Annotated in this window: 21 protein-coding genes; all 21 read left to right on the forward strand. The window is 41.2% G+C overall.

Annotation, left to right across the window (positions count from 1 at the left end; all coding sequences use genetic code 11):
- The first annotated feature begins 677 nt into the window (after positions 1-677).
- The 21 genes from rpoE (at position 678) to glyA (ending at position 22,000) form a co-directional block, all read left to right on the forward strand.
- Positions 678-1,181, forward strand: coding sequence for a DNA-directed RNA polymerase subunit delta (gene rpoE / locus M3210_RS14325; protein ID WP_251515750.1), 504 nt, complete (start codon positions 678-680; stop codon positions 1,179-1,181).
- Positions 1,182-1,447: 266 nt separating this feature from the next.
- A complete protein-coding gene (gene pyrG / locus M3210_RS14330; RefSeq protein WP_251515752.1) occupies positions 1,448-3,055 on the forward strand; it encodes a CTP synthase in 1,608 nt (535 codons plus the stop codon).
- 144 nt (positions 3,056-3,199) lie between these two features.
- Positions 3,200-3,565, forward strand: a complete 366-nt coding sequence (locus M3210_RS14335) for a response regulator (protein ID WP_251515754.1) — start codon at positions 3,200-3,202, stop codon at positions 3,563-3,565.
- 267 nt (positions 3,566-3,832) lie between these two features.
- A complete protein-coding gene (gene fba, locus M3210_RS14340; RefSeq protein WP_251515756.1) occupies positions 3,833-4,687 on the forward strand; it encodes a class II fructose-1,6-bisphosphate aldolase in 855 nt (284 codons plus the stop codon).
- 33 nt (positions 4,688-4,720) lie between these two features.
- Positions 4,721-5,365 (forward strand): fructose-6-phosphate aldolase, encoded by a 645-nt coding sequence (gene fsa / locus M3210_RS14345; RefSeq protein WP_251515758.1) that lies wholly within the window; start codon positions 4,721-4,723, stop codon positions 5,363-5,365.
- A 134-nt stretch (positions 5,366-5,499) separates the two neighbouring features.
- Positions 5,500-6,786: a UDP-N-acetylglucosamine 1-carboxyvinyltransferase gene (murA, locus tag M3210_RS14350; protein ID WP_251515760.1), complete on the forward strand. Its 1,287-nt coding sequence runs from the start codon at positions 5,500-5,502 to the stop codon at positions 6,784-6,786.
- A 72-nt stretch (positions 6,787-6,858) separates the two neighbouring features.
- Complete coding sequence (gene glpX, locus M3210_RS14355; protein ID WP_251515761.1) at positions 6,859-7,827, forward strand: class II fructose-bisphosphatase; 969 nt, start codon at positions 6,859-6,861, stop codon at positions 7,825-7,827.
- Positions 7,828-8,168: 341 nt separating this feature from the next.
- Positions 8,169-9,449 carry a transcription termination factor Rho gene (gene rho / locus M3210_RS14360; protein ID WP_251515762.1) on the forward strand — a complete coding sequence of 427 codons (1,281 nt, stop codon included), beginning with the start codon at positions 8,169-8,171 and terminating at the stop codon, positions 9,447-9,449.
- Positions 9,450-9,904: 455 nt separating this feature from the next.
- Positions 9,905-10,150, forward strand: coding sequence for a type B 50S ribosomal protein L31 (locus M3210_RS14365; protein WP_251515763.1), 246 nt, complete (start codon positions 9,905-9,907; stop codon positions 10,148-10,150).
- 281 nt (positions 10,151-10,431) lie between these two features.
- Positions 10,432-11,052: a thymidine kinase gene (locus tag M3210_RS14370; RefSeq protein WP_251515764.1), complete on the forward strand. Its 621-nt coding sequence runs from the start codon at positions 10,432-10,434 to the stop codon at positions 11,050-11,052.
- A 372-nt stretch (positions 11,053-11,424) separates the two neighbouring features.
- Positions 11,425-12,495 (forward strand): peptide chain release factor 1, encoded by a 1,071-nt coding sequence (prfA, locus tag M3210_RS14375; protein WP_251515765.1) that lies wholly within the window; start codon positions 11,425-11,427, stop codon positions 12,493-12,495.
- A gap of 4 nt (positions 12,496-12,499) precedes the next feature.
- Positions 12,500-13,351, forward strand: coding sequence for a peptide chain release factor N(5)-glutamine methyltransferase (gene prmC / locus M3210_RS14380; protein WP_349774367.1), 852 nt, complete (start codon positions 12,500-12,502; stop codon positions 13,349-13,351).
- Positions 13,352-13,533: 182 nt separating this feature from the next.
- Positions 13,534-14,142 carry a stage II sporulation protein R gene (spoIIR, locus tag M3210_RS14385; protein ID WP_251515768.1) on the forward strand — a complete coding sequence of 203 codons (609 nt, stop codon included), beginning with the start codon at positions 13,534-13,536 and terminating at the stop codon, positions 14,140-14,142.
- A gap of 129 nt (positions 14,143-14,271) precedes the next feature.
- The gene (locus M3210_RS14390; protein WP_251515769.1) at positions 14,272-14,673 is read left to right on the forward strand and encodes a GNAT family N-acetyltransferase; all 402 of its coding nucleotides are present in this window, start codon (positions 14,272-14,274) and stop codon (positions 14,671-14,673) included.
- A gap of 208 nt (positions 14,674-14,881) precedes the next feature.
- A complete protein-coding gene (locus tag M3210_RS14395; RefSeq protein WP_251515770.1) occupies positions 14,882-15,895 on the forward strand; it encodes an L-threonylcarbamoyladenylate synthase in 1,014 nt (337 codons plus the stop codon).
- Between the two features lie 61 nt (positions 15,896-15,956).
- A complete protein-coding gene (locus M3210_RS14400; protein WP_251515771.1) occupies positions 15,957-16,511 on the forward strand; it encodes a manganese efflux pump MntP in 555 nt (184 codons plus the stop codon).
- 801 nt (positions 16,512-17,312) lie between these two features.
- On the forward strand, positions 17,313-17,918 hold the full coding sequence (locus M3210_RS14405; protein ID WP_285853808.1) for an arsenate reductase/protein-tyrosine-phosphatase family protein: 606 nt from the start codon (positions 17,313-17,315) through the stop codon (positions 17,916-17,918).
- Between the two features lie 6 nt (positions 17,919-17,924).
- Positions 17,925-19,214 carry a methyl-accepting chemotaxis protein gene (locus M3210_RS14410; RefSeq protein ID WP_251515772.1) on the forward strand — a complete coding sequence of 430 codons (1,290 nt, stop codon included), beginning with the start codon at positions 17,925-17,927 and terminating at the stop codon, positions 19,212-19,214.
- Positions 19,215-19,231: 17 nt separating this feature from the next.
- Entirely contained in the window at positions 19,232-19,672 is a 441-nt protein-coding gene (rpiB, locus tag M3210_RS14415) for a ribose 5-phosphate isomerase B (protein ID WP_251515773.1), read from the forward strand.
- A gap of 448 nt (positions 19,673-20,120) precedes the next feature.
- Positions 20,121-20,669: a TIGR01440 family protein gene (locus tag M3210_RS14420; protein ID WP_251515774.1), complete on the forward strand. Its 549-nt coding sequence runs from the start codon at positions 20,121-20,123 to the stop codon at positions 20,667-20,669.
- 74 nt (positions 20,670-20,743) lie between these two features.
- On the forward strand, positions 20,744-22,000 hold the full coding sequence (glyA, locus tag M3210_RS14425) for a serine hydroxymethyltransferase (RefSeq protein WP_251515775.1): 1,257 nt from the start codon (positions 20,744-20,746) through the stop codon (positions 21,998-22,000).
- Positions 22,001-22,708 lie beyond the last annotated feature (708 nt).

Consider the following 22,708-nt stretch of genomic DNA (forward strand, 5'->3'; position numbering starts at 1 on the left):
GTGGTCTTCGTGACAATATAGGTGTTCTCATGTCATGAACGCATTCAAAAACTTTATCTTCGTGACAAGAGAGGCGTCCTCATGTCATGAACACATTCAAAAATTTTATCTTCTTGACAAGAGAAGCGTTCTCATGTCATGAACCGCATTCAAAAACTTTATCTTCGTGACAATATAGGCTTCCTCATGTCATGTACGCATTCAAAAACTTTATCTTCGTGACAAGAGAGGCGTCCTCATGTCATGAACGCATTCAAAAACTTTATCTTCCTGACAAGAGAAGCATCCTCATGTCACGAATGCAACAAAAATCTTTGTCTTCCTGACAAGAGATATCGCTCTTGTCAGGAATGCATCAAAAACTCCATCTTTCAGATAAGAGAGCGCATCGTCTAAATGAACATTCAAGATCCTCAGCTCAAGTTCAGCTTTTTTATCCGTTACGAAACTAATCTTAGATTCACATTCATATTCTAAAAAATCTCTCAGCGGATTTCCTCTAAGAAACTTTGTATAATTTCTCTTAAACCCCTAGCATAAACACTATATACTTGTATATAATGAAAGGTATGTTTATCTTAGTAATATAAAAGTTTTGCTAAATGAATCATTTATGGTAAAGTACTTAAATCAATTACAAATTTTATTATGAATATATAGTAAAGGGAGTGCGTGCAGTGTTAGGTAAATATAGCCAAGAAGAATTAAAGAAAAAGTCCATGCTTGAATTGGCGAGCATCATTTTAAAAGATGCAAAAAAAGCATTAAACTTCAATGAAATTTATGACCAAATAGCTGAAATCAAAGAATACACCCAAGAAGAGAAGGACGAGCGTGTTGCTCAGTTTTACACGGAGCTGAACGTGGATGGCAGTTTTATGACCATCGGTTCCAATATTTGGGGCTTGAAAGAGTGGTATCCGGTGGAGCAGGCAGATGAGCAAGTCACTTCTGTACCGAAGAAGCGTAAGAAGAAAAAAGGCGACGATGACTTGGATGACGATGACCTGGAATTCGATGAAGATCTAGACCTCGTTGAATTAGGCGAAGAGGAAGAAGAATTAGAAGAACTCGATGTCTACGATGAGGATGTCTTTGATGAGGATTTGGAAGATGATGAAGAGGAAGTCCTTGAAGTAGACTTGGATGTTGAAGACGAAGATGATGAGGAAAAAATCTAAGAAGGCTACTTGACTTTTTCTATCAGGATAAGTACAATTTTATTTGGGCTCCTTAATTGAGAAGAACAGGCGTTTTCCCAGAAAAAAATGGGAAGGCGCTTTTATTTTTTATAATAAAAATTATTTAAAGCGTCAGCTGGAGACACATGAATATTCATGTCCAGCTCCGCTTTTGAATTTTTTATACAGAGTCACCAAATCAAGTTATAAATGTTTGTCTTCGGGCAACATATGAATAGAATCTTTGGAAAGAAAGAGGGAAAGCAGTGACTAAATATATATTCGTTACAGGTGGAGTTGTTTCTTCATTAGGAAAAGGAATTACAGCTGCCTCACTTGGTCGTTTACTTAAGAACCGTGGGCTAAAGGTTACCATTCAAAAATTTGATCCTTATATTAACGTGGATCCTGGAACAATGAGTCCGTATCAGCATGGAGAGGTATTCGTCACGAATGATGGTGCTGAGACAGATTTGGACCTTGGTCACTATGAGCGTTTTATCGATATCAACCTGAACAAATACAGCAATATTACAACTGGAAAAGTGTATTCGACTGTCATTAAGAAAGAACGCCGCGGCGATTACAACGGTGGTACGGTCCAAGTCATTCCGCATATAACGAATGAAATCAAAGACCAAGTCTTCCGTGCAGGCAGTGCAACAGATGCGGATGTCGTCATTACCGAAATTGGCGGTACGGTCGGAGATATTGAGTCTCTTCCTTTCCTTGAAGCCATTCGTCAAATTAAAAATGAAGTAGGCAGAAACAGTGTCATGTATGTCCACTGTACATTGGTACCATACATTGCAGCTGCTGGCGAGTTGAAGACAAAACCGACACAGCACAGTGTGAAAGAATTGCGTTCGCTTGGAATTCAGCCAGATGTCATTGTGCTTCGTACAGAAGTAGATGTATCTAAAGAACAGAAAGAGAAAATTGCTTTATTCTGTGATATTGCAGAAGAAGCCGTAATTGAAATGCCGGATGCCGACACTTTATATCAAATTCCAATCTCCCTTCAAGAACAACATTTAGATCAGCTAGTTTGTGACCGTTTTGGTTTGGACTGCGAAGAAGCGGATATGGATGAATGGGTGCAGCTCGTTGAAAAAGTGCGCAATCTATCCAAAACGATTGAAATTGGTCTCGTTGGAAAATACGTGGAATTGCCAGATGCATACTTATCTGTCGTTGAATCATTAAAGCACGCTGGTTATGAATTTGATGCAGATATTAATGTGCATTGGATCAATTCGGAAACACTGACGAAAGAAGCGATTGAGGAAGAACTATCTCACGTCGACGGCATTATCGTTCCTGGTGGATTCGGTACACGTGGCATTGATGGTAAAATTGAGGCTATCCGCTATGCTAGAGAAAACAACATTCCGTTCTTTGGCATTTGTTTAGGAATGCAGCTTGCAACAGTGGAATTTGCCCGTAATGTTGTTGGATTGGAAAATGCCCATTCTGCAGAAATCGATCCAAACACGAAACATCCTGTAATTTCTCTGCTTCCTGATCAAGAGGATGTAGTGGATTTAGGTGGAACACTGCGTCTTGGAGCTTATCCATGTAAATTAGTGGAAGGCACTAAAGCAAGAGAAGCATATGAAGGAAAAGATATGATAGAAGAACGTCATCGCCACCGCTATGAATTTAATAATGAATACCGTGAACAGTTGGAAGAGAAAGGCTTTGTCATCTCAGGTCTTAGCCCGGATGGAAGATTAGTGGAAATTATTGAGCTGAAAGATCATCCTTGGTTTGTAGCTTGTCAATTCCACCCAGAATTTACTTCTCGACCAACTCGTGCCCAAAGTTTATTTAAAGGGTTCATTGGTGCTATTGCAAATGGAAAAAAGAGTTAATGTCCTAGGACATTAACTCTTTATTTTTACTCCATTTATAGACCAAAATATCTACAATTAAAATGTAAACTGAATAAAATGAAGGAATTTCATGACATGTATCGAACTTAGAGAATGGGGAGAATGATAAGAGGGGGACAAATTATGTTAAAGGATGTATTGGTAGTTGATGATCAACCGGGAATCCGCCTATTATTGACGGATATTTTAATGAATGAGGGCTATAATGTGACTACTGCCAGTAATGGTAAGGAGGCTATCGAAAAGCTTGTCGAGAAACATTTTGCTACCATCCTGCTGGATTATAAATTGCCGATTGTAGACGGTGTGGAAGTATTAAAAAAGATAGAGGAATTAAACCTCCGCATACCTGCAATAGTAATGAGTGGTCTAGTAGAAAAAATCGAAAATGAGCTGGAAAGTTTTCCAATTGTGAAAACCGTTTTAGCGAAACCTTTTGATATTCAGCAAATTCCTATTCTTGTAGAACAGTCTATTGATTCTCTTTAACCTGAAGAAACGTTGAAAGTTGTACAACTGTCGGAGCTTCATCCCATGAATATCTACTATATCCCTCAAACAAAGCTTACACCTTCCTCGAGGGAATAATAAAAGTCCAATATGCAACTACTTTAATCTGTTGCACCAAAGAGTTTGAGTTGGTATTCTTATAGTAACGTCTATTGGAATTTCAGCTCCGTGATATCTTTGGATGGCTCGTAGCTTCAAATAATATTCAATCGGACGGTTGTTACATACTTTAGAGGAGGAATTACCATGCCATTAGTTTCAATGAAGGAAATGCTGGAAACAGCCAAGGATAAAGGATATGCCGTTGGTCAGTTCAATATTAACAACCTTGAGTACTGCCAAGCGATTTTGCAAGCAGCTGAAGAAGAAAAATCTCCAGTAATCTTAGGTGTTTCAGAAGGTGCAGCAAAATATATGGGTGGTTTCAAAGTAGTTGTTGCGATGGTGAAAGCTCTTATGGATTCTTACGGTACAACGGTACCAGTAGCTATCCACTTGGATCATGGTACCAGCTTCAAGGCATGTGCAGAAGCAATTCATGCTGGTTTCACTTCCGTTATGATTGATGCATCTCACTCGCCAATTGAAGAAAATATTGCTACTACGAAGAAAGTGGTGGAACTAGCTCATATCCACGGTGTATCTGTAGAAGCAGAAGTAGGAACAGTTGGTGGAGAAGAGGACGGTATAGTCGGTGGTATTATGTATGCCGATCCAGATGAATGTAAACAGCTCGTTCAAGAAACGAATGTCGACTGCCTTGCACCTGCATTGGGTTCTGTTCATGGTCCATATCAAGGAGAACCGAACTTAGGCTTTAAAGAGATGGAAGAAATTTTAAATCTTGTTCAAGTCCCACTTGTACTTCACGGTGGTACAGGTATTCCATTGAAAGATATTCAAAAAGCAATTTCTCTAGGTACAGCAAAAATCAACGTAAATACAGAAAACCAAATGGCACAAACAAAAGCTGTTCGTGAAGTATTGGCTCAAAAACCGGATCTGTACGATCCACGTAAATATTTAGGACCTGGTACGGAAGCAATCAAAGAAACAGTAAAAGGAAAAATGCGTGAATTTGGTTCATCTCAACAAGCATAAATAAAGAAATAATCACAAAATGGAGGGACAACGATGAAATTTTTTATTGATACAGCGAACATAGACGACATCCGTTCAGCAAACGCATTAGGTATCTTAGATGGGGTTACGACAAACCCATCATTAGTGGCGAAAGAAGGCGTTTCTTTCCACGACCGTCTGCGTGAAATTACGGAAGAAGTTTCTGGTTCCGTAAGTGCGGAAGTTATTGCAGAAGATGCTGAAGGTATGATTGAAGAAGGAAAAGAATTAGCGGCGATTGCTCCAAACATTACAGTAAAAGTTCCGATGACTTTGGAAGGTTTGAAGGCAGTTAAAGCATTCAGCGATTTAAATATCAAAACGAATGTGACGCTTATTTTCAATGCAAACCAAGCACTTCTTGCAGCTCGTGCGGGCGCAACTTATGTTTCTCCATTCTTAGGCCGTCTCGATGACATTGGTCATAACGGGATGGAATTGATTTCAACAATTGCAGAGATATTCGATACACATGGAATTGCTACGGAAATCATTGCAGCATCTATCCGCCATCCGCTACATGTAACGGATGCAGCGCTTCACGGTGCGGATATTGCAACGATTCCTTACAATGTATTGGCTCAGTTAGTGAAACATCCATTAACGGATCAAGGTATCGAACGCTTCCTGCAAGACTGGGAAAATGCGAAACAATAGCATAAAAATTGGTTGACGTGTAAAACTAAGAAGTATAGAAATCTGCTCATTGGACAAGCTATCCCCTTTCCGTCACTGGAATGGAAAGGGGATGGGCGGATTTAAATAAATCCTCAGTAGGAGCGATTTGAGATATGCAAAAAATACTTATTGAAGGTGGCCATCCATTAAACGGAAAAGTACGAATCAGTGGTGCAAAGAATAGTGCAGTCGCACTACTCCCAGCCGCCATTTTAGCTGATTCTGCCGTTACGATTGAGGGATTGCCCAATATTTCTGATGTGGAAACATTAAGTGACCTGTTGGAAGAAATTGGCGGTACTGTTTCGAGACAAGACAATAATATTACCATTGATCCAGCGAACATGGTTGCGATGCCACTTCCAAATGGGAAAGTGAAAAAGCTCCGTGCCTCGTATTATTTCATGGGGGCCATGCTCGGAAAATTTGGTAAAGCTGTGATTGGTTTACCTGGAGGCTGTTTCTTAGGCCCTCGGCCTATTGACCAGCATATCAAGGGGTTCGAAGCGCTTGGTGCAACCGTTACGAACGAACAAGGTGCGATTTACCTTCGTGCGGAAGAATTGCGTGGCGCAAGAATTTACTTGGATGTGGTCAGTGTTGGAGCGACGATTAACATCATGCTCGCAGCAGTAAGGGCAAAAGGGAAAACCGTCATTGAAAATGCAGCCAAAGAACCTGAAATCATTGATGTTGCGACTTTGCTCAGTAATATGGGGGCAAAGATCAAAGGTGTTGGTACAGATGTCATTCGTATTGAAGGTGTCCCAAGCTTAGAAGGATGTACACATACGATTATCCCTGACCGAATTGAAGCAGGTACATACGCAATAGCAGCCGCAGCACAAGGGGAAGAAGTCATTATCGACAATGTCATCCCTCAACATATTGAATCGCTTATAGCAAAACTTCGGGAAATGGGTGTCACTGTTGAAGACGGTGACGAACAGTTGCTTATACGCCCAGGCAAAACATTTAAGAGTGTTGATATCAAAACATTGGTTTATCCTGGATTTCCCACTGATCTTCAGCAACCGTTTACATCTTTACTTACAAAAGCCGAACAAACTGGAGTCGTCACCGATACCATTTATTCAGCTCGTTTAAAACATATTGACGAACTTAGACGTATGAATGCTATAATTAAAGTCGAAGGTGGATCCGTCATTGTCTCTGGTCCATCCCAGCTGGAAGGCGCAAAAGTGAAAGCATCTGACTTGAGAGCTGGAGCAGCGCTAATTGTAGCTGGGTTAATGGCAAATGGAGTTACGGAAATCACCGGTGTAGACCATATAGATAGAGGCTATGAACAAATTACTGAAAAGCTGTCAGAACTTGGTGCGCGAATTTGGCGGGAAGAGATGACCGACGAAGAAATCATTCAGTTGCAGAATTCATAGTCCATGTTCTCTTTCTTTATCGATTTTCCTTTTGGGATGAGGATCATTTATGTATAGAGGAGAGGACGACAAATGGAAAGAAGTTTATCTATGGAGTTAGTTCGAGTGACAGAAGCAGCAGCCTTATCATCTGCCCGTTGGATGGGAAGAGGTCTTAAAAATGAGGCGGATGATGCTGCAACAACAGCGATGCGTAACGTATTCGACACCATCCCCATGGAGGGCGTTGTCGTCATTGGGGAAGGTGAGATGGACGAAGCACCGATGCTTTACATTGGAGAGGAACTCGGAACCGGAGACGGACCGGGTGTGGATGTAGCGGTCGATCCTCTAGAAGGCACATCGATCGTGGCACACGGCTCTTGGAACGCACTATCTGTTGTTGCGATTGCCGATAAAGGGAATCTGCTTCATGCACCAGATATGTATATGGAAAAGATTGCAGTCGGTCCAGCAGCTGTAGGGGCTATTGATATTAATGCGCCGGTCATCGATAACTTACAAGCTGTTGCCGAAGCAAAGAATAAAAAGGTTGAAGATCTTCTTGTGACGGTACTTGACCGCCCGCGTCATGCTCAGTTGATAGAAGAAATCCGTTCATCAGGTGCACGGATTAAGTTGATTCCAGACGGCGATGTAGCAGCTGCCATCAACACAGCTTTTGACTGGACAGGTGTGGATATTTTATTAGGTAGTGGCGGTGCCCCGGAAGGTGTCATTGCTGCAGCCGCATTAAAATGTCTCGGTGGTGAAATTCAAGGAAAACTGTTGCCGAAGGATGCTGATGAACTCGCCCGTTGTAAAGAGATGGGAATTGATGATATTAATAAAGTGTTCCATATGGATGATTTCTGTAAAGGTGACGATGCGATTTTTGCCGCCACAGGAGTAACGGATGGCGAACTGTTGAAAGGTGTCCAATTCAAAGGTTCCAAAGCAACGACAGAAAGTGTGGTCATGCGGGCCAAAAGCGGCACGGTACGGTTCGTTCAAGGAGAACATAGTTTAATCAAGAAACCGAATTTAGTTATTGATAAATAGAGTGCTAGGAGGATAGGAAGCCATATGATGGGCTTCCTATCCTCATCATTTCCTCTAAAAAGAAAACTTCTTCTAATTAGACGAGATGATGTTGAATAAACGAATGTAAACGTGTAATATAATAGATGTTTACAATATACCAAACTTGGTTATTCTAGACACAATGGCAGAAAGCGCCCAGCGCTGGAGCTGATGTGATGTACTAGTAAAATATGACTTACCAGATTACACTTCCAATTCTACTTCCAATACTCTCTTCTTTTATTCTGGAAATACCAATCATTCTTAGAAGTGGATATAAAATTGTTTATTAAAGACAAAAGAATAGGCGTGATTAATTTATGGCAGAATTAACTATTTCAACATTAGAAACATTGACACTAAAGGAGCTATACGCTCTTGCAAAGGAATATAAAATTTCCTATTACGCAAAATTAACGAAAAAAGAACTTATTTTTGCTATTTTAAAAGGACAAGCAGAAAAAGATGGTTTCTTATTTATGGATGGGATTTTAGAAATTATACCGTCTGAAGGTTTTGGATTTTTGCGTCCAATTAACTACTCACCGAGTGCAGAAGATATTTATATCTCCGCATCACAAATTCGCAGGTTTGACCTCCGGAACGGTGACAAGGTTTCAGGAAAGGTGCGCCCACCTAAAGAAAACGAACGTTATTACGGCCTTCTTCATGTGGATGCAGTGAACAGCGAGGATCCGGACTCTTCAAAAGAAAGAGTACACTTCCCTGCATTGACGGCACTTTATCCAGACCGTTTTATGAAACTGGAAACAGAATCCAATCAATTATCAACAAGAATTATAGATTTGATGACACCGGTTGGATTTGGACAACGTGGCTTGATCGTTGCGCCACCAAAAGCCGGAAAAACGATGCTCATTAAAGAAATCGCAAATAGCATTTCAAAGAACCATCCAGAAGCAAAACTAATCATCCTATTAGTGGATGAACGCCCAGAAGAAGTTACGGATATTGAACGTTCTGTAGCACCGGATGTTGATGTCGTCAGCTCCACATTCGACGAAGTGCCGGAAAGTCATATCCGCGTATCAGAACTTGTATTGGAACGTGCGATGCGTTTAGTGGAACATAAGCGTGATGTAATTGTACTGATGGATAGTATCACAAGACTTGCCCGAGCATACAACCTTGTCATCCCGCCAAGCGGACGTACACTATCCGGAGGGATCGACCCCGCAGCATTCCACCGTCCAAAGCGATTCTTCGGAGCAGCACGTAACATTGAAGAAGGCGGAAGCTTCACAATCCTAGCAACTGCTCTTGTTGAAACAGGCTCCCGTATGGATGATGTGATTTATGAGGAATTTAAAGGAACCGGTAATATGGAGCTCCACCTCGACCGTAATCTAGCCAACCGCCGTATCTTCCCAGCGATTGACATTTTACGTTCAGGAACACGTAAAGAAGAGTTGTTAGTGGATAAAAATCATCTGGATAAAATCTGGACGATCCGCAGAAGGATGCAAGATTCCAACGATTTCACAGAACGCTTCCTGAAAAAACTCAAAAACACGGCTACAAACGAAGACTTCTTTGCAGAAATCGATGAAGAGATGAAACGAAAAGGAATCAAAAGGTAAGAAAATATAATAAAGTGTAAAGGCATGTGAGAAATTGTACTTTTTCTTCGTGTCTTTTTTATTTCTTTGAGGAATTAGATGATTGTTTTCCCGGAGGAGGTGTTATGAGCTTCACTCGGTTGAATAAAGGGGCTTTAATCTCCCGAAGCAGATGAAATGCACTTCATTCAATCGAATAAGCTACGTTTTTTCCAGAGTTTAATGAAATTCATGACATTCCAAAAAAACTCTTTTATTACACGTATGAAAGCTTACAAAAATGGGGTAAACTCAATATAGAGCAGCGATTTAAAGAGAATACACAACCAAGATTTTACTATAAAAAACCATTGCAAATGGAACATGTTGCTGGTATAATTCTTTTATGTGAGTTTTGATAAGGTATTTTACTTAGACGGCTCTTACAATAACTCTGTTTTCACTAAAGGATTCAGGGCAAAAAGGAGTGGAAGGAAATGAAAAAGGATATTCATCCAGAATACCGTAAAGTAGTTTTTCTTGATACAAGTTCAGATTTCAAATTCTTGAGCGGCTCTACTAAAAGCTCAAACGAAACGATTGAATGGGAAGATGGCAACACTTACCCACTAATCAAAGTTGAAATCAGTTCTGACTCTCACCCATTCTACACTGGTAAGCAAAAAGCTGACCGCGTAGGTGGCCGAGTTGACCGATTCAAGAAGAAATATAATATGAACTAATAGGCTGAAGCTTTTGAAGCTAAGGCTAGTTTAATTAAAATGCGGAGGCGATGTTTAGTCATTGCTTCCATAAACAAAACAGACAGGCAAAATGACGAAAGCCAAATTGCCTGTCTTTTTGTTTGTATTGATTGATATGAGGTTGAAGCTTTATGACATAATCTTTAAAGCTTCGGCAAAAATAGATATAATCTTGCCTGATTAAGGGTTAAAATAGAACGAAAATTGGTATACACTAAGTACATATAGAAACTGAAACGGTAGAAATGGGGTATAACAAGATGTACATGATGAAGCAAAGCGGTTGGGTCGAAGTGATTTGTGGAAGTATGTTTTCAGGTAAATCAGAGGAACTGATCCGCCGTATTCGGCGTGCAACGTATGCAAAAATGTCGATAAGAGTGTTTAAACCAGCAATCGATAATCGCTATGATGATGAATCCGTTGTATCTCATAATGGTACTTCGGTTATGGCTAGACCGATTAAACGAGCGGAAGAAATCTTTGATAATATTGATGATTCAACTGAGGTTGTCGGTATTGATGAAATACAATTTTTTGAGGAAAACATTGTTGATATAGTCGAAGAATTAGCCAATCGTGGCATCCTTGTTATTGCAGCTGGTCTCGACACCGATTTTCGTGGTGAACCATTTGGACCGATGCCTCGCTTAATGGCATTAAGTGAGTCTGTGACAAAGCTGAATGCGATCTGCCCTGTTTGTGGTTCTCCAGCTACCCGAACGCAACGGTTGATAAATGGAAAGCCTGCATCCTATAACGATCCTGTCATACTTGTTGGAGCATCTGAATCATACGAACCGAGATGCAGACATCATCATGAAGTGCCCCATAGTCCAGCAAGCCAGTCCATAAAAAAATTGCTGAACGCTTCTAAATAACATTTTTTAATAAAATCAGTATAATGAATCGAAGAGAAAAATGATTCTGGCGCTTGCTGGAATCATTTTTTAATTATATAAGTATCTAAATAAAGTACAGGAACAAATGAAAAGTATATTTTGACCATCAGCATCGGGTATACTATAATTAGAATGTTAATGCACAAAAGCGGAAGCACCCGTTTAGCGACGTACAGACTGGACTGGGCTGCAGGAGATAAAGGAAACACGGTGAGGAACGAACCGATGTTGACTTATCGTACGGAGGTACAGAAAGTCCGATAATCGTTGGGTGCTGGAGCTGGACGTGGACATTCGGTCGTAAGTAAAGTTGATTTATGTTTTTAATGCAACTAAAAAGAGGTGTTCGTGATGTTAGAACGATTACAATCGTTGGAAGATCGTTATAATAAATTAAATGAAATGCTCAGTGATCCTGCTGTGGCAAGTGACCCAAATAAACTTCGTGAGTACGGAAAAGAACAGTCTGATTTACAGGATGTCGTTGAGGCTTACCGGGAGCATAAGGATTTGAGCGCGCAGCTTTCCGATGCGAAGGAAATGCTTGACGATGACTTGGATAGTGAAATGGAAGAAATGGTTAAAATGGAAATCAGTGAACTTCAGGAACAGCTTGAAGAACTGGATGAAAAGATAAAAGTTCTTCTGCTACCAAAAGACCCGAACGATGGAAAGAACGTTATTATGGAGATTCGTGGTGCAGCTGGTGGAGACGAAGCGGCCCTGTTTGCTGGTGACTTGTACCGGATGTATTCCCGCTATGCGGAGGATAGAGGCTGGAAGACGGAAGTGATGGAAGCGAACACGACCGGAGTCGGCGGGTATAAGGAAATCATTTTTATGATCAACGGTAAAGATGTGTATTCCCGCTTGAAATACGAAAACGGTGCTCACCGAGTACAGCGTGTTCCAGAAACAGAATCTGGAGGCAGAATCCATACATCAACTGCGACGGTTGCCGTGCTACCTGAAGCGGAAGAAGTTGAAATCGATATCCACGAAAAAGATATCCGTGTTGACACATTCGCATCCAGTGGACCTGGTGGGCAAAGTGTAAATACGACAATGTCTGCTGTTCGTCTTACCCACGAACCGACGGGAATTGTGGTTTCCATTCAAGATGAAAAATCACAAATTAAAAATAAAGAAAAAGCGATGAAAGTTCTTCGTGCGAGAGTTTACGATAAGTTCCAGCAGGAAGCTCAGGCGGAATACGATGAAAACCGTAAATCTGCTGTTGGAACGGGAGATCGTTCAGAACGTATCCGTACGTACAACTTCCCGCAAAACCGTGTAACCGATCACCGCATTGGACTTACAATCCAAAAGCTTGATCAAATTCTAGACGGAAAACTGGATGAATTCATCGACGCACTGATTCTAGAAGAACAAACTGAAAAACTAGAGCAAATTGGTGAATAATATGATGAAAAAACAATATGAAGTCCTGCGATGGGCTTCTGTTTTTTTAGAAGAAAACAATCGCGAATCGCGGGTTGCTGAACTGCTCCTCCAACATCATCTTGGTGTCACAAGGTCACAATTTTTCATGAACATGCAGGAACATATTCCTGTCGAAGTTTATGAAGCATTTAAAGCTGATATTGAAAAGCATGCAACTACCGGAATCCCTCTCCAGCATCTTACAGGTTATGAAGAATTTTATGGAAGAAGGTTTTCGGTAAATGAACATGTGCTGATTCCTCGACCGGAAACGGAAGAGCTTGTTCAACATGTGATACAAGCTGTGGATAAAGTTCCGAATCAAAATCTGCGGCTAGTTGATGTTGGAACAGGGAGTGGCGTGATAGCAATTACTTTGGCTTTGGAACTTCCGAATGTCGAGGTGTTAGCAACGGACATCTCCCCAGAAGCACTTCAAGTTGCAAAGGCTAACGCGGCCAGTTTGCAAGCAAATGTTACTTTCCATCAAGGTGATTTTTTAGAACCACTAAATTATCAACAGAAAACTGTGGATATCATTGTGTCTAACCCACCATATATTGCGGAAAGTGAAAGAGAAGAGCTTTCGGATACAGTTAAGTTATATGATCCAGATCTTGCACTTTTTGCTGAAGATGACGGACTGGCAGCTTACAAAAAGATAATTAAACAGGCTAAATCAGTGTTGAAAGAAGACAGTCTAATTGCTTTAGAGATTGGTTATACACAAGGTGAGGCTGTCAAAAAGCTTTTGCTGGACAGTTTTCCACAAAGTGAAGTAAAACTCATCCAAGATATCAATGGGAAAAACAGAATTATTATCGCAAAACTTTAAATTTATAAAGTGAGTTTCTGAATAAACGGAATAAGGAATTGGCGTGCTAGCAATACTCCACTTTAAAAAAGTTGGAGATATTACAAAACATCAATGCCTATTATTTTTTACTAGAATACTAGTTTAAATTTTCGATCCTCTGGCCATACTGTGGATAGTTCAGTAGTAAAGGGGTAGCGAAAATGAAAAAACTAGTATTTTTTGTTCTTATATTAATTATTTTGTTAATAAGTTATGCTGGTCTGAATACTCAAGCTACAGATGGGGAAATGGACTACCAAGTCATCCCGGATGAAGCGATACGACTTCGAATTCTTGCAAACAGTGACCAAGAATCCGATCAACAGTTGAAGCATATCGTGCGAGACCGGGTTAGTGAAGAGGTAAGTGAGTGGGTGGCACAGATAGACGATATCGAGGAAGCTCGTCAGCTTATCCAAGAGCGTCTTCCAGAAATAGAGCAAATTGTTGGCGATGTCATTGTTGAGGAAGGTGATAGTAACGAGTACAGCGTCGAGTATGGAAAAAATGTCACATTTCCAATGAAGCTTTATGGCGATTATCTCTATCCAGCTGGTGAATACGAGGCAATTTTGATTACACTAGGCGAAGGAAATGGTTCCAATTGGTGGTGTGTGCTCTTTCCGCCGCTCTGTTTCCTGGATTTTTCATTCGGTACAACCGTCGAGGCAAAAGATGCAGAAACGGAAAGTGAAGTAGAAATAGAAGAGGAAGAAGAGCAGGAGACAGAAGTAAAGTTTTTTCTATTTGAATGGCTAGGTTGGTCATAGAATTTCTGTTTCAATCATAGAATAGTTCAAAGTGATTCTTCCGTAAGAGCTAAGGCAAATAGAGTCACTTATAGATCGTTCCTCTGCACTTATATTTCATAAATAAACTAATCTTTTGAGGTGAATCGAATGAAAATAATGCCTGTTAAACAAGCAACCTACGAGCAGCTTGATAGTTTTCTCAGTAGAAATCAAAATATCGATAAGCAACTCCTCGTGGATAAAGGGTTTGTTGTAGATATTGATGGTCAAATTGAGGCGAGCTTTATACTTGATGAACTGGAGTCTGGTGGACTTTGGCTGAAGCAACTTTACATTACGCAGTCACATGCTGCGAAACTACCAGTATTGCTAGAAACTATTCTTCAAATTGCTAAACAGCAAAGGGCGAGTGCGGTATATGTCCACAGTCACCAACCGGTTGTGGATATCTTGTTGGAAGCTCTTGATTTCCGACAAGAGAAAAAGCAAATCAAAATTCCGCAAAACCCTTCAAGGGCAGGTAGTTGGTGGAGCTATGAGGTCTCCTGAACATGTGCTGATATTACTCACAATTATCTGTGAATAACTTGTTGATAAATATAGTATTTATATAAAAAAGCTGATTCCTCCCCCTTTTATTATATAGAAACCTGTGGATAATTTACCACAGGTTTTTTTGTGGAAAAGTCAATCACATTCCTAAATTGCACAAATACGGATAATCAACTAAACTGTAAACAGAGAAACGAGGGTTTATATGAAAACAAAACAATGGAATCTAATGAATGACAAAATAAATATTGAATCAGCGATCCAAGAGGCCGCTTTACTTCTCAAAAAAGGAGAAACCGTTGCCTTTCCAACCGAAACGGTTTATGGATTGGGAGCAGATGCGACTAATGCAGAAGCTGTCGCAAAAATATTCCAAGCGAAAGGTCGTCCACAAGATAATCCATTAATTGCTCATGTCGCAACTGTGGAACAATTAAGAAAACTTTTGGATAAACTACCAGGCTATGTGGAAGATTTAATTTCTGCATACTCTCCTGGACCCTTGACGTATGTGCTTCCGAGCAATGGAACTTGCGCCCCCAATGTCACTGCCGGATTATCCACAGTTGCTGTGCGTATCCCGGATCATCCTATCGCACTTGAGCTGCTCACAGCATGTGATGTTCCGGTAGCTGCACCAAGTGCAAATCTTTCCGGTAAGCCAAGTCCTACAACGGCGGGCCACGTCGCGGAAGATCTGGATGGTAAAATTGCAGGTATCATCGATGGAGGACCTACCGGGGTAGGTGTAGAGTCCACGGTGATTGCTTGCCGTGAGGATGATGTCGTTATTCTCCGACCGGGCGGGGTTACGAAAGAACAGATTGAAAAATTTGTTCCCGTTGCCGAAACGTTTGAAAAAAATGTGGATAAGCCTACCGCCCCAGGAATGAAATATAAACATTATTCTCCAGAAGTTCCACTTTGGCTTGTGGATGGGGATATTTCGAGAATTCAAGGTGTTATTGATGAGGAAAAGTCAAAAGGAAAGACGGTTGCTTTACTTGCTCGTGATGAAGTGCTAGAACAAGTTAGGGCAGATATTAGGCTAAGTCTTGGATCCAGCCTGGAAGACGTCGCCAATAAGCTTTACGATAATTTAAGAAAAGTGAAAGAGACGGACGCAGATGTCATCATTTCTGAAGTTTTTCCGGATTCGGGAATCGGACAAGCGGTTATGAATCGATTGAGAAAAGCAATGACCACGTACATTGACTAACTTCCAGCATATCCCAAAGGGAGCTTGCATATAGTGTATAAGCATGTCCAAGGGGGGATGAATGCTGGAGAATTCAATCGGCGAATTGCTCGTACTCATTTTCATGGCTCAAGCATTGGCACTCGACGCCTTTTCCGTATGTTTAGGCCTCGGAATGCAGCAGTTAAGGCTCAAACGAATTTTGTGGATAAGTTTAATCATTGGTGCCTTTCATATCATCATGCCGTTTATCGGAATCCTGTTAGGAAAAATGGCATCGGCACCATTTGAAAGTTATGCACAACTCATTAGCAGCATGCTGCTAATTTTCATAGGAGCCCAAATGTTTTTCAGTGCGTTCACCGAAGAAAAGAAAATGCTTATTCAACCAATTGGAATCGGGTTACTCATTCTTGCCTTTACGGTAAGTATGGACAGCTTTACAGTTGGATTCGGCCTCGGACTCGCAGGGGTAAAAGTGGTACTTGCCCTCATATTATTTGGCCTTTCAAGCGCATTTCTATCAGGTCTCGCACTACTGATTGGGCGCCACGTCCAAGGGGTTTTAGGTAGATATAGTGAACTGCTTGGTGGAAGCATCCTTGTCGGCTTTGGTTTATATGTGCTTTTTGCTTGAAGAGATCCTTCATGATTGGAGGGTCTTTTCTTTTTTATTGGATGTTTCATATGCTAAATTAACGTGTGATTTTGATTTCGTTCGTTCATTCATGCTCTAAACGCCTGAAAGGAAAAATGATTCGTGTATTCGGTCGCTCATCTACGCTCTGAACGCCCGAAAGGAAATCTAATTCGTGTATTCGGTCGCTCATCTATGCTCTAACCGCCCGAAAGGAAGACTGATTCGTATATTCGGTCGCTCATCTATGCTCTAACCGCCCGAAAGGAAGTCTGATTCTTGTATTCGGTCGCTCATCTATGCTCTAACCGCCCGAGAGGAAGTCTGATTCGTATATTCGGTCGCTCATCCATGCTCTATACGCCCGAAAGAAAATCTAATTCGTGAATCCGCTCACTCATCTATGCTCTAACCGCCGGAAAGGAAGTCTAATTCGTGAATTCGGTCACTCATCTATGCTCTAAACGCCGGAAAGGAAGTCTAATTCGTGAATTCGGTCACTCATCTATGATCTAAATGCCTGAAAGGAAAACTAATTCGTGTATTCAGTCGCTCATCCTCGCTTTAATCACCCTAAAGCAAGCAGAATTTTCAAATCCAGTAGTTTACTAGCGCCACCCGGACTACCTCAAAATTCCTATCCAAAATAGTACAAAACCACCCATTTTTCCCGCATAATCTCTTCCCTAAATCCTCTATCCGACTCGATAAGAATATGATATATTTATAGTAGATGTATGATTTTTTCTAATATGTTTACGGGTGGAACGTATTCCCGTTTTTAATAATGGAGGTTTGTTGATGAACATTTTATTTGTTTGTACTGGTAATACTTGTCGAAGTCCGATGGCTGAGGCGTTGCTGCGCGACAAATCTCCGCAAATCAATGTGAAATCGGCAGGTGTTTTTGCGGCGGATGGTGCGCCGGCAAGTCCTCAAGCACTACAAGCTTTAGATGAAGAGAACATTACGTTGAATCACCAAGCACAAAAAGTGACAGGAGAACTGCTGGATTGGTCTAGTCTTGTGTTAACGATGACTACCCAACATAAACAGTTACTGATCATGGAGCACCCTGATCACCAGGAAAAAATCTATACGCTTAAAGAATATATTTCAACCTCGAGTGAAAAAGAAATTCAGCAGTTACAGCTTCAAATCGAAAATAAACGTCGCAAGTTCATTGCAGAAAATCCAGAACTTACAAGCGAAGAGCTTGAACAAAAGTTGGATGAACTTGTAAGTGAAGAAGTGGATAAGCTCCAACAATTGGAAGCAGCAAGTTATAATTATGATATTTCCGATCCATATGGGGGTGACTTAGACCTATACCGTGCTACAAGAATCGAATTAGAACAACAAATTGAAAGGCTTATTGATAAGCTCGATGCAACTAAGGAGGATTAAGGCTTCATGGAGAGGAAATATTCATTCAGCATCAGGAAAAAGCTCGTTTTATTCACTACTCTATTAGCAATAATTACTTATGGCACTTCCTTTGTCTTTATTTTTTTCTTATATGATTTTTTCCAAGAATACATACCTTTTAGTCTTGAATGGTTTACCATCATAACCTTTGTCTTAGGAATTATGTGGTCAGGAATTCTTGCCTATTTCTTTGCGAGCTTTATTACAAAATCAATTGAGAATCTCGAAAAAGTTGCAAATATCGCTGCAGAGGGTAATCTAAATCAAACAGTGGAAATTCCAAAAACGAATGATGAAATACGTGGATTGGCGATATCCTTTAACGCGATGCTTACGAATTTGAATGATATCGTGAAAAATATCGATGATAATTTTGATAAAACGAATGAAGCTGTTATCCAGATGAAACAGGCATCAAGCACAGCCTTTTCCCATTCGCAGCTAATTGGTAGTTCCATTAGTGAAATTTCACAAGGAGCGGAGAATTCTTCGGAGGCTATTCAAAATACAGCAGAATCTGTTGAAATTGCTTCTGACCTTGCGATGAAAGTTCAGGACCGGGCGGCAGAGTCGAAAAATAAATCAGACCAAATGCTCGACACACTGAATATGACAAAGCAGGTGGTGAGTACGCTTGTGGAAGGGATCGACCGTATCGCCAAGGACCAGCAGCAGTCATTAACCAATGTGGATAACTTGAAACAAAATGCGTTTCAAGTTGAATCGATTATCACGATGGTCGGAGAAATTGCGGAACAAACGAATTTGTTAGCGTTGAATGCATCCATTGAAGCGGCAAGGGCGGGTGAGCATGGGCAAGGATTTGCCGTTGTGGCGGAAGAAATCCGGAAGCTTGCCGATCAAAGTGCCCAAGCAGTTCAGCAAATATCGGGGCTTATTGGCGCCATCCAAGATGATGTGAAAAACGTTGTGGAAAATATAAATCAGAATGTTGTTTTTGCAAATAAAGAAGCGGAAAATGGGCAAAAAACTAATACAACCTTTGAAGAAATGTCCAATTCCGTCATGGAAGTCGCATCAGAAATTGAAACGATTTCCACGCTTGTAGATAAGCAGTTAGAGTCGATTCAAGATACGAGCCGTGAATCTCAAGAAGTCGCAGCAATTGCTGAGGAAACATCAGCTGGTGCTGAAGAAGTGAACGCCGCTATTCAAGAACAGGTGGCCAGTATCGAAGAAGTGGATCGCTTGGCTGCTGATATTGAAGAACATGCGATGCGCTTGAAGAAACAAATTAACCAATTCCAACTTTAGTGGAAAGGATGAAAGATATGAAGGTTTTAATTACAGGTGATCACGCAGGAATGACCCTTCGCAATGAAGTAGCGAATTTATTGGAAGAGATGGGAATTGAGTACGAGGACGCAGGTGCAAGCTGTACAACATCTGTCGATTATCCGGACTATGCTTTACCAGCAGCTGAACGGATTGCAAGTGGTGAATTTGACCGCGGAATCTTCATTTGTGGAACAGGAATCGGCATGTCGATTGCTGCCAACAAAGTAAAAGGAATCCGCGCAGCTTTAGTGCACGACATGTTCAGTGCCCGTGCTACAAGACAGCATAATAACTCAAATGTACTTGCCATGGGAGAACGAGTCATCGGACCAAGCCTGGGCAGAGAAATCGCCAAAATCTGGCTCGAAACCGAATTCGAAGGCGACCGCCACAGCCGCCGAATTGAAAAAATCCATTCCTATGAAGACAAATAAGTAGTATAGTAGATACAAAAGCTGAAGAGGGCGTTTAGGGACGTTCAAACTGGAGTACGGTGCAAGGAGATAAAGGAAACATGCCCCTTTAGGGGGTATCCGACGTTGGGCTTTAGCCCGGTTTTAGTCGGGCATCCTTAGACTTGGAGCTGATGTTGACTTATCGACTGAAAGCGTACGAAGTTTGAGCAGTCCCTGCCCTCTGAAGCTAGCCGCAACAAAAGCGAAAGCGGCCGTTTAGGGACGGCCGAACTGGAATGCGGTGCAGGAAGATAAAGGAAACACGGCGAGGTACGAGCCGATGTTGACTTATCGACCGGAGGCGCATGAAGTTCGGGCAGTCCCTGGCCGCTGTAGCTAGCCGCAACAAAGCGAAAGCGGCCGTTTAGGGACAAAAGTAAATACCAACACTCCCGAACGGTCTTACAATATTGGAGGTGAACCGATAATGCAAGAACAAATAAAACAAGATCTCCAAGATATCGTTGATGAATGGCTTACGACAGACTACTTACGGAAAGGACAACTATTTGTCATTGGTTGCTCAACAAGTGAAGTAGCTGGTAAGAAAATTGGTACAGCAGGTACTGAAGAGATTGCCGAACTGATTTATGATGAAATGAACCGTCTGAAAGAAGAAACGGGAACCCATCTTGCTTTTCAGTGCTGTGAGCACCTTAACCGTGCACTTGTAGTGGAGCGGGAAGTAATGGAGGCATTTGATTTAGATGAAGTGACTGTCGTTCCGGTGCGAGAAGCAGGTGGCTCGATGGCAGCTTATGCTTATAAACATATGAAGGATCCAGTCGTTGTTGAGTCTGTGCGTTCACGCGCGCATGCTGGCATTGATATTGGTGAGACGATGATTGGAATGCATTTGAAACAAGTCGCTGTTCCACTTCGTTTTAGCAAAAAATATATTGGGGAAGCAAGAATTGGTTTAGCGCGTACCAGACCAAAATTAATTGGTGGAGAACGTGCCAAATACAATAGTTAGTTGGTAGAGAACAATTTGTTCTTTTTACTATAAAATTTACTACATTATATATTACATGCAAGGGGGACTGTACAATGGAGCAAGTAGTAAAGCAAGCCGCAGTAAGAGAAGCGGATCCAGAAGTTTTTGCAGCAATGGAGAATGAAAGAAAGCGTCAGCAGGATAATATCGAACTGATCGCTTCTGAGAACTTTGTATCTGAAGCTGTTATGGAAGCGATGGGTTCGGTTTTAACGAATAAATATGCGGAAGGTTATCCAGGTAAACGGTATTACGGTGGGTGTGAATTTGTTGATGTAGTGGAAAATTTGGCACGTGATCGAGTGAAGGAATTATTCGGGGCGGAACATGCAAACGTTCAGCCACACTCTGGAGCGCAAGCGAATATGGCGGTATACTCAACCGTTTTACAGCCAGGCGACACAGTACTAGGAATGAACCTAAGTCACGGTGGTCACCTTACACATGGTAGCCCAGTGAACTTCAGTGGAAAATTATACAACTTTGAAGAATACGGTGTTGATGAAGAAACAGAGCAACTAGATTACGATGCAATTTTAGCTAAAGCGAAAGAAGTTAAACCGAAGCTGATTGTTGCTGGTGCTAGTGCTTATTCTCGTACCATTGATTTTGCGAAGTTCCGTGAAATCGCTGATGAAGTAGATGCATACCTCATGGTTGATATGGCGCACATTGCAGGACTTGTAGCAGCTGGTTTGCATCCTAATCCAGTACCATACGCAGACTTTGTGACGACAACGACTCATAAAACACTACGTGGTCCACGTGGTGGTGTCATTCTTACAAGACAGGAATTTGCGAAAAAAGTGGATAGTTCAGTTTTCCCTGGCATGCAAGGTGGTCCATTAATGCATGTGATTGCAGCAAAAGCTGTTGCATTTAAAGAGGCACTTTCCGATGACTTTAAAGAATACTCGAAACAAGTTGTTAAAAACGCAGCTGTCCTTGCTGAAGAATTATCAAACGCAGGAGTGCGCATCGTTTCAGGTGGAACGGACAACCACCTTCTGCTTCTAGATGTGAAAACACTAGGCTTTACTGGAAAAGATGCTGAAAAAGTATTGGATGATATCCTAATCACAACAAATAAAAACACAATTCCATTTGATACTGAGAGTCCGTTTGTGACAAGTGGTGTTCGAATTGGAACGGCAGCAGTCACTTCACGTGGCTTCAAAGAGGCGGAAATCAAAGAAGTTGCTGATATTATTGCAACAGCTCTTAAAAACCACGAAAATCAAGAAGTTCTTGATGGCTTGAAAGAGCGCGTACTAAACTTGACGGAACGCTTCCCGCTATATAATAACTAATTAACATAACCCGTTTAGAGCTATCTAAGCGGGTTTTTCTTTTTGGTAGGGTGTTTTCGCACGTGGCACTCATTATAACCGCTATAATGCTTCGAATGGAAATATTGCACGAGCGTTGGAGTCGTTATAAGCCTTATAAAGACCCGAATAGAAGTTTTACAAGAGTGTTCGAGTCCTTATAAGCTCTCTAAAGACCTGAATGGAAATTTTGCAAGAGTGCTCGAGTCCTTATAAGCCCTATAAAGACCTGAATGGAAGTTTTGCACGATCCTTCGAGTCTTTATAAGCGCTATAAAGTCCCGAATGGAATTTTTGCACGATCCTTCGAGTCCTTATAAGTGCCAATAAAGTCCCGAATTGGAGTTTTGCACAAGCCTTCGAGTCTTTATAAGCGCTATAAAGTCCCGAATGGAATTTTTGCACGATGCTTCGAGTCCTTTTATAAGTGCTATAAAGTCCCGAATTGGAGTTTTGCACAAGCCTTCGAGTCCTTATAAGCCCTATAAAGCCCCGAATTGGAGTTTTGCACGATGCTTCGAGTCCTTATAATCGCTTTAAAGCCCCGAAGTGGAGTTTTGCACGGATAACGTCCTTATAATTGTGTAAAAAGGTATAAAAAAATAGGTCATCTTCCAGACCCATGTTAAAATATTTTCGACCAAGAAAACAACACATGGAGGTAGGAAAAGATGACCCAAATAAATATTA

This window comes from Oceanobacillus luteolus (genome assembly GCF_023715655.1).
GTDB classification, from domain to species: domain Bacteria; phylum Bacillota; class Bacilli; order Bacillales; family Amphibacillaceae; genus Oceanobacillus; species Oceanobacillus luteolus.

Coding starts and splice junctions, on each gene's coding strand:
- M3210_RS14335 (WP_251515754.1), top strand. CDS start 3,200: ATGTTAAAGGATGTATTGGTAGTTGATGATCAACCGGGAATCCGCCTA.
- fba (WP_251515756.1), top strand. CDS start 3,833: ATGCCATTAGTTTCAATGAAGGAAATGCTGGAAACAGCCAAGGATAAA.
- fsa (WP_251515758.1), top strand. CDS start 4,721: ATGAAATTTTTTATTGATACAGCGAACATAGACGACATCCGTTCAGCA.
- murA (WP_251515760.1), top strand. CDS start 5,500: ATGCAAAAAATACTTATTGAAGGTGGCCATCCATTAAACGGAAAAGTA.
- glpX (WP_251515761.1), top strand. CDS start 6,859: ATGGAAAGAAGTTTATCTATGGAGTTAGTTCGAGTGACAGAAGCAGCA.
- rho (WP_251515762.1), top strand. CDS start 8,169: ATGGCAGAATTAACTATTTCAACATTAGAAACATTGACACTAAAGGAG.
- M3210_RS14365 (WP_251515763.1), top strand. CDS start 9,905: ATGAAAAAGGATATTCATCCAGAATACCGTAAAGTAGTTTTTCTTGAT.
- M3210_RS14370 (WP_251515764.1), top strand. CDS start 10,432: ATGTACATGATGAAGCAAAGCGGTTGGGTCGAAGTGATTTGTGGAAGT.
- prfA (WP_251515765.1), top strand. CDS start 11,425: ATGTTAGAACGATTACAATCGTTGGAAGATCGTTATAATAAATTAAAT.
- prmC (WP_349774367.1), top strand. CDS start 12,500: ATGAAAAAACAATATGAAGTCCTGCGATGGGCTTCTGTTTTTTTAGAA.
- spoIIR (WP_251515768.1), top strand. CDS start 13,534: ATGAAAAAACTAGTATTTTTTGTTCTTATATTAATTATTTTGTTAATA.
- M3210_RS14390 (WP_251515769.1), top strand. CDS start 14,272: ATGAAAATAATGCCTGTTAAACAAGCAACCTACGAGCAGCTTGATAGT.
- M3210_RS14395 (WP_251515770.1), top strand. CDS start 14,882: ATGAAAACAAAACAATGGAATCTAATGAATGACAAAATAAATATTGAA.
- M3210_RS14400 (WP_251515771.1), top strand. CDS start 15,957: ATGCTGGAGAATTCAATCGGCGAATTGCTCGTACTCATTTTCATGGCT.
- M3210_RS14405 (WP_285853808.1), top strand. CDS start 17,313: ATGAACATTTTATTTGTTTGTACTGGTAATACTTGTCGAAGTCCGATG.
- M3210_RS14410 (WP_251515772.1), top strand. CDS start 17,925: ATGGAGAGGAAATATTCATTCAGCATCAGGAAAAAGCTCGTTTTATTC.
- rpiB (WP_251515773.1), top strand. CDS start 19,232: ATGAAGGTTTTAATTACAGGTGATCACGCAGGAATGACCCTTCGCAAT.
- M3210_RS14420 (WP_251515774.1), top strand. CDS start 20,121: ATGCAAGAACAAATAAAACAAGATCTCCAAGATATCGTTGATGAATGG.
- glyA (WP_251515775.1), top strand. CDS start 20,744: ATGGAGCAAGTAGTAAAGCAAGCCGCAGTAAGAGAAGCGGATCCAGAA.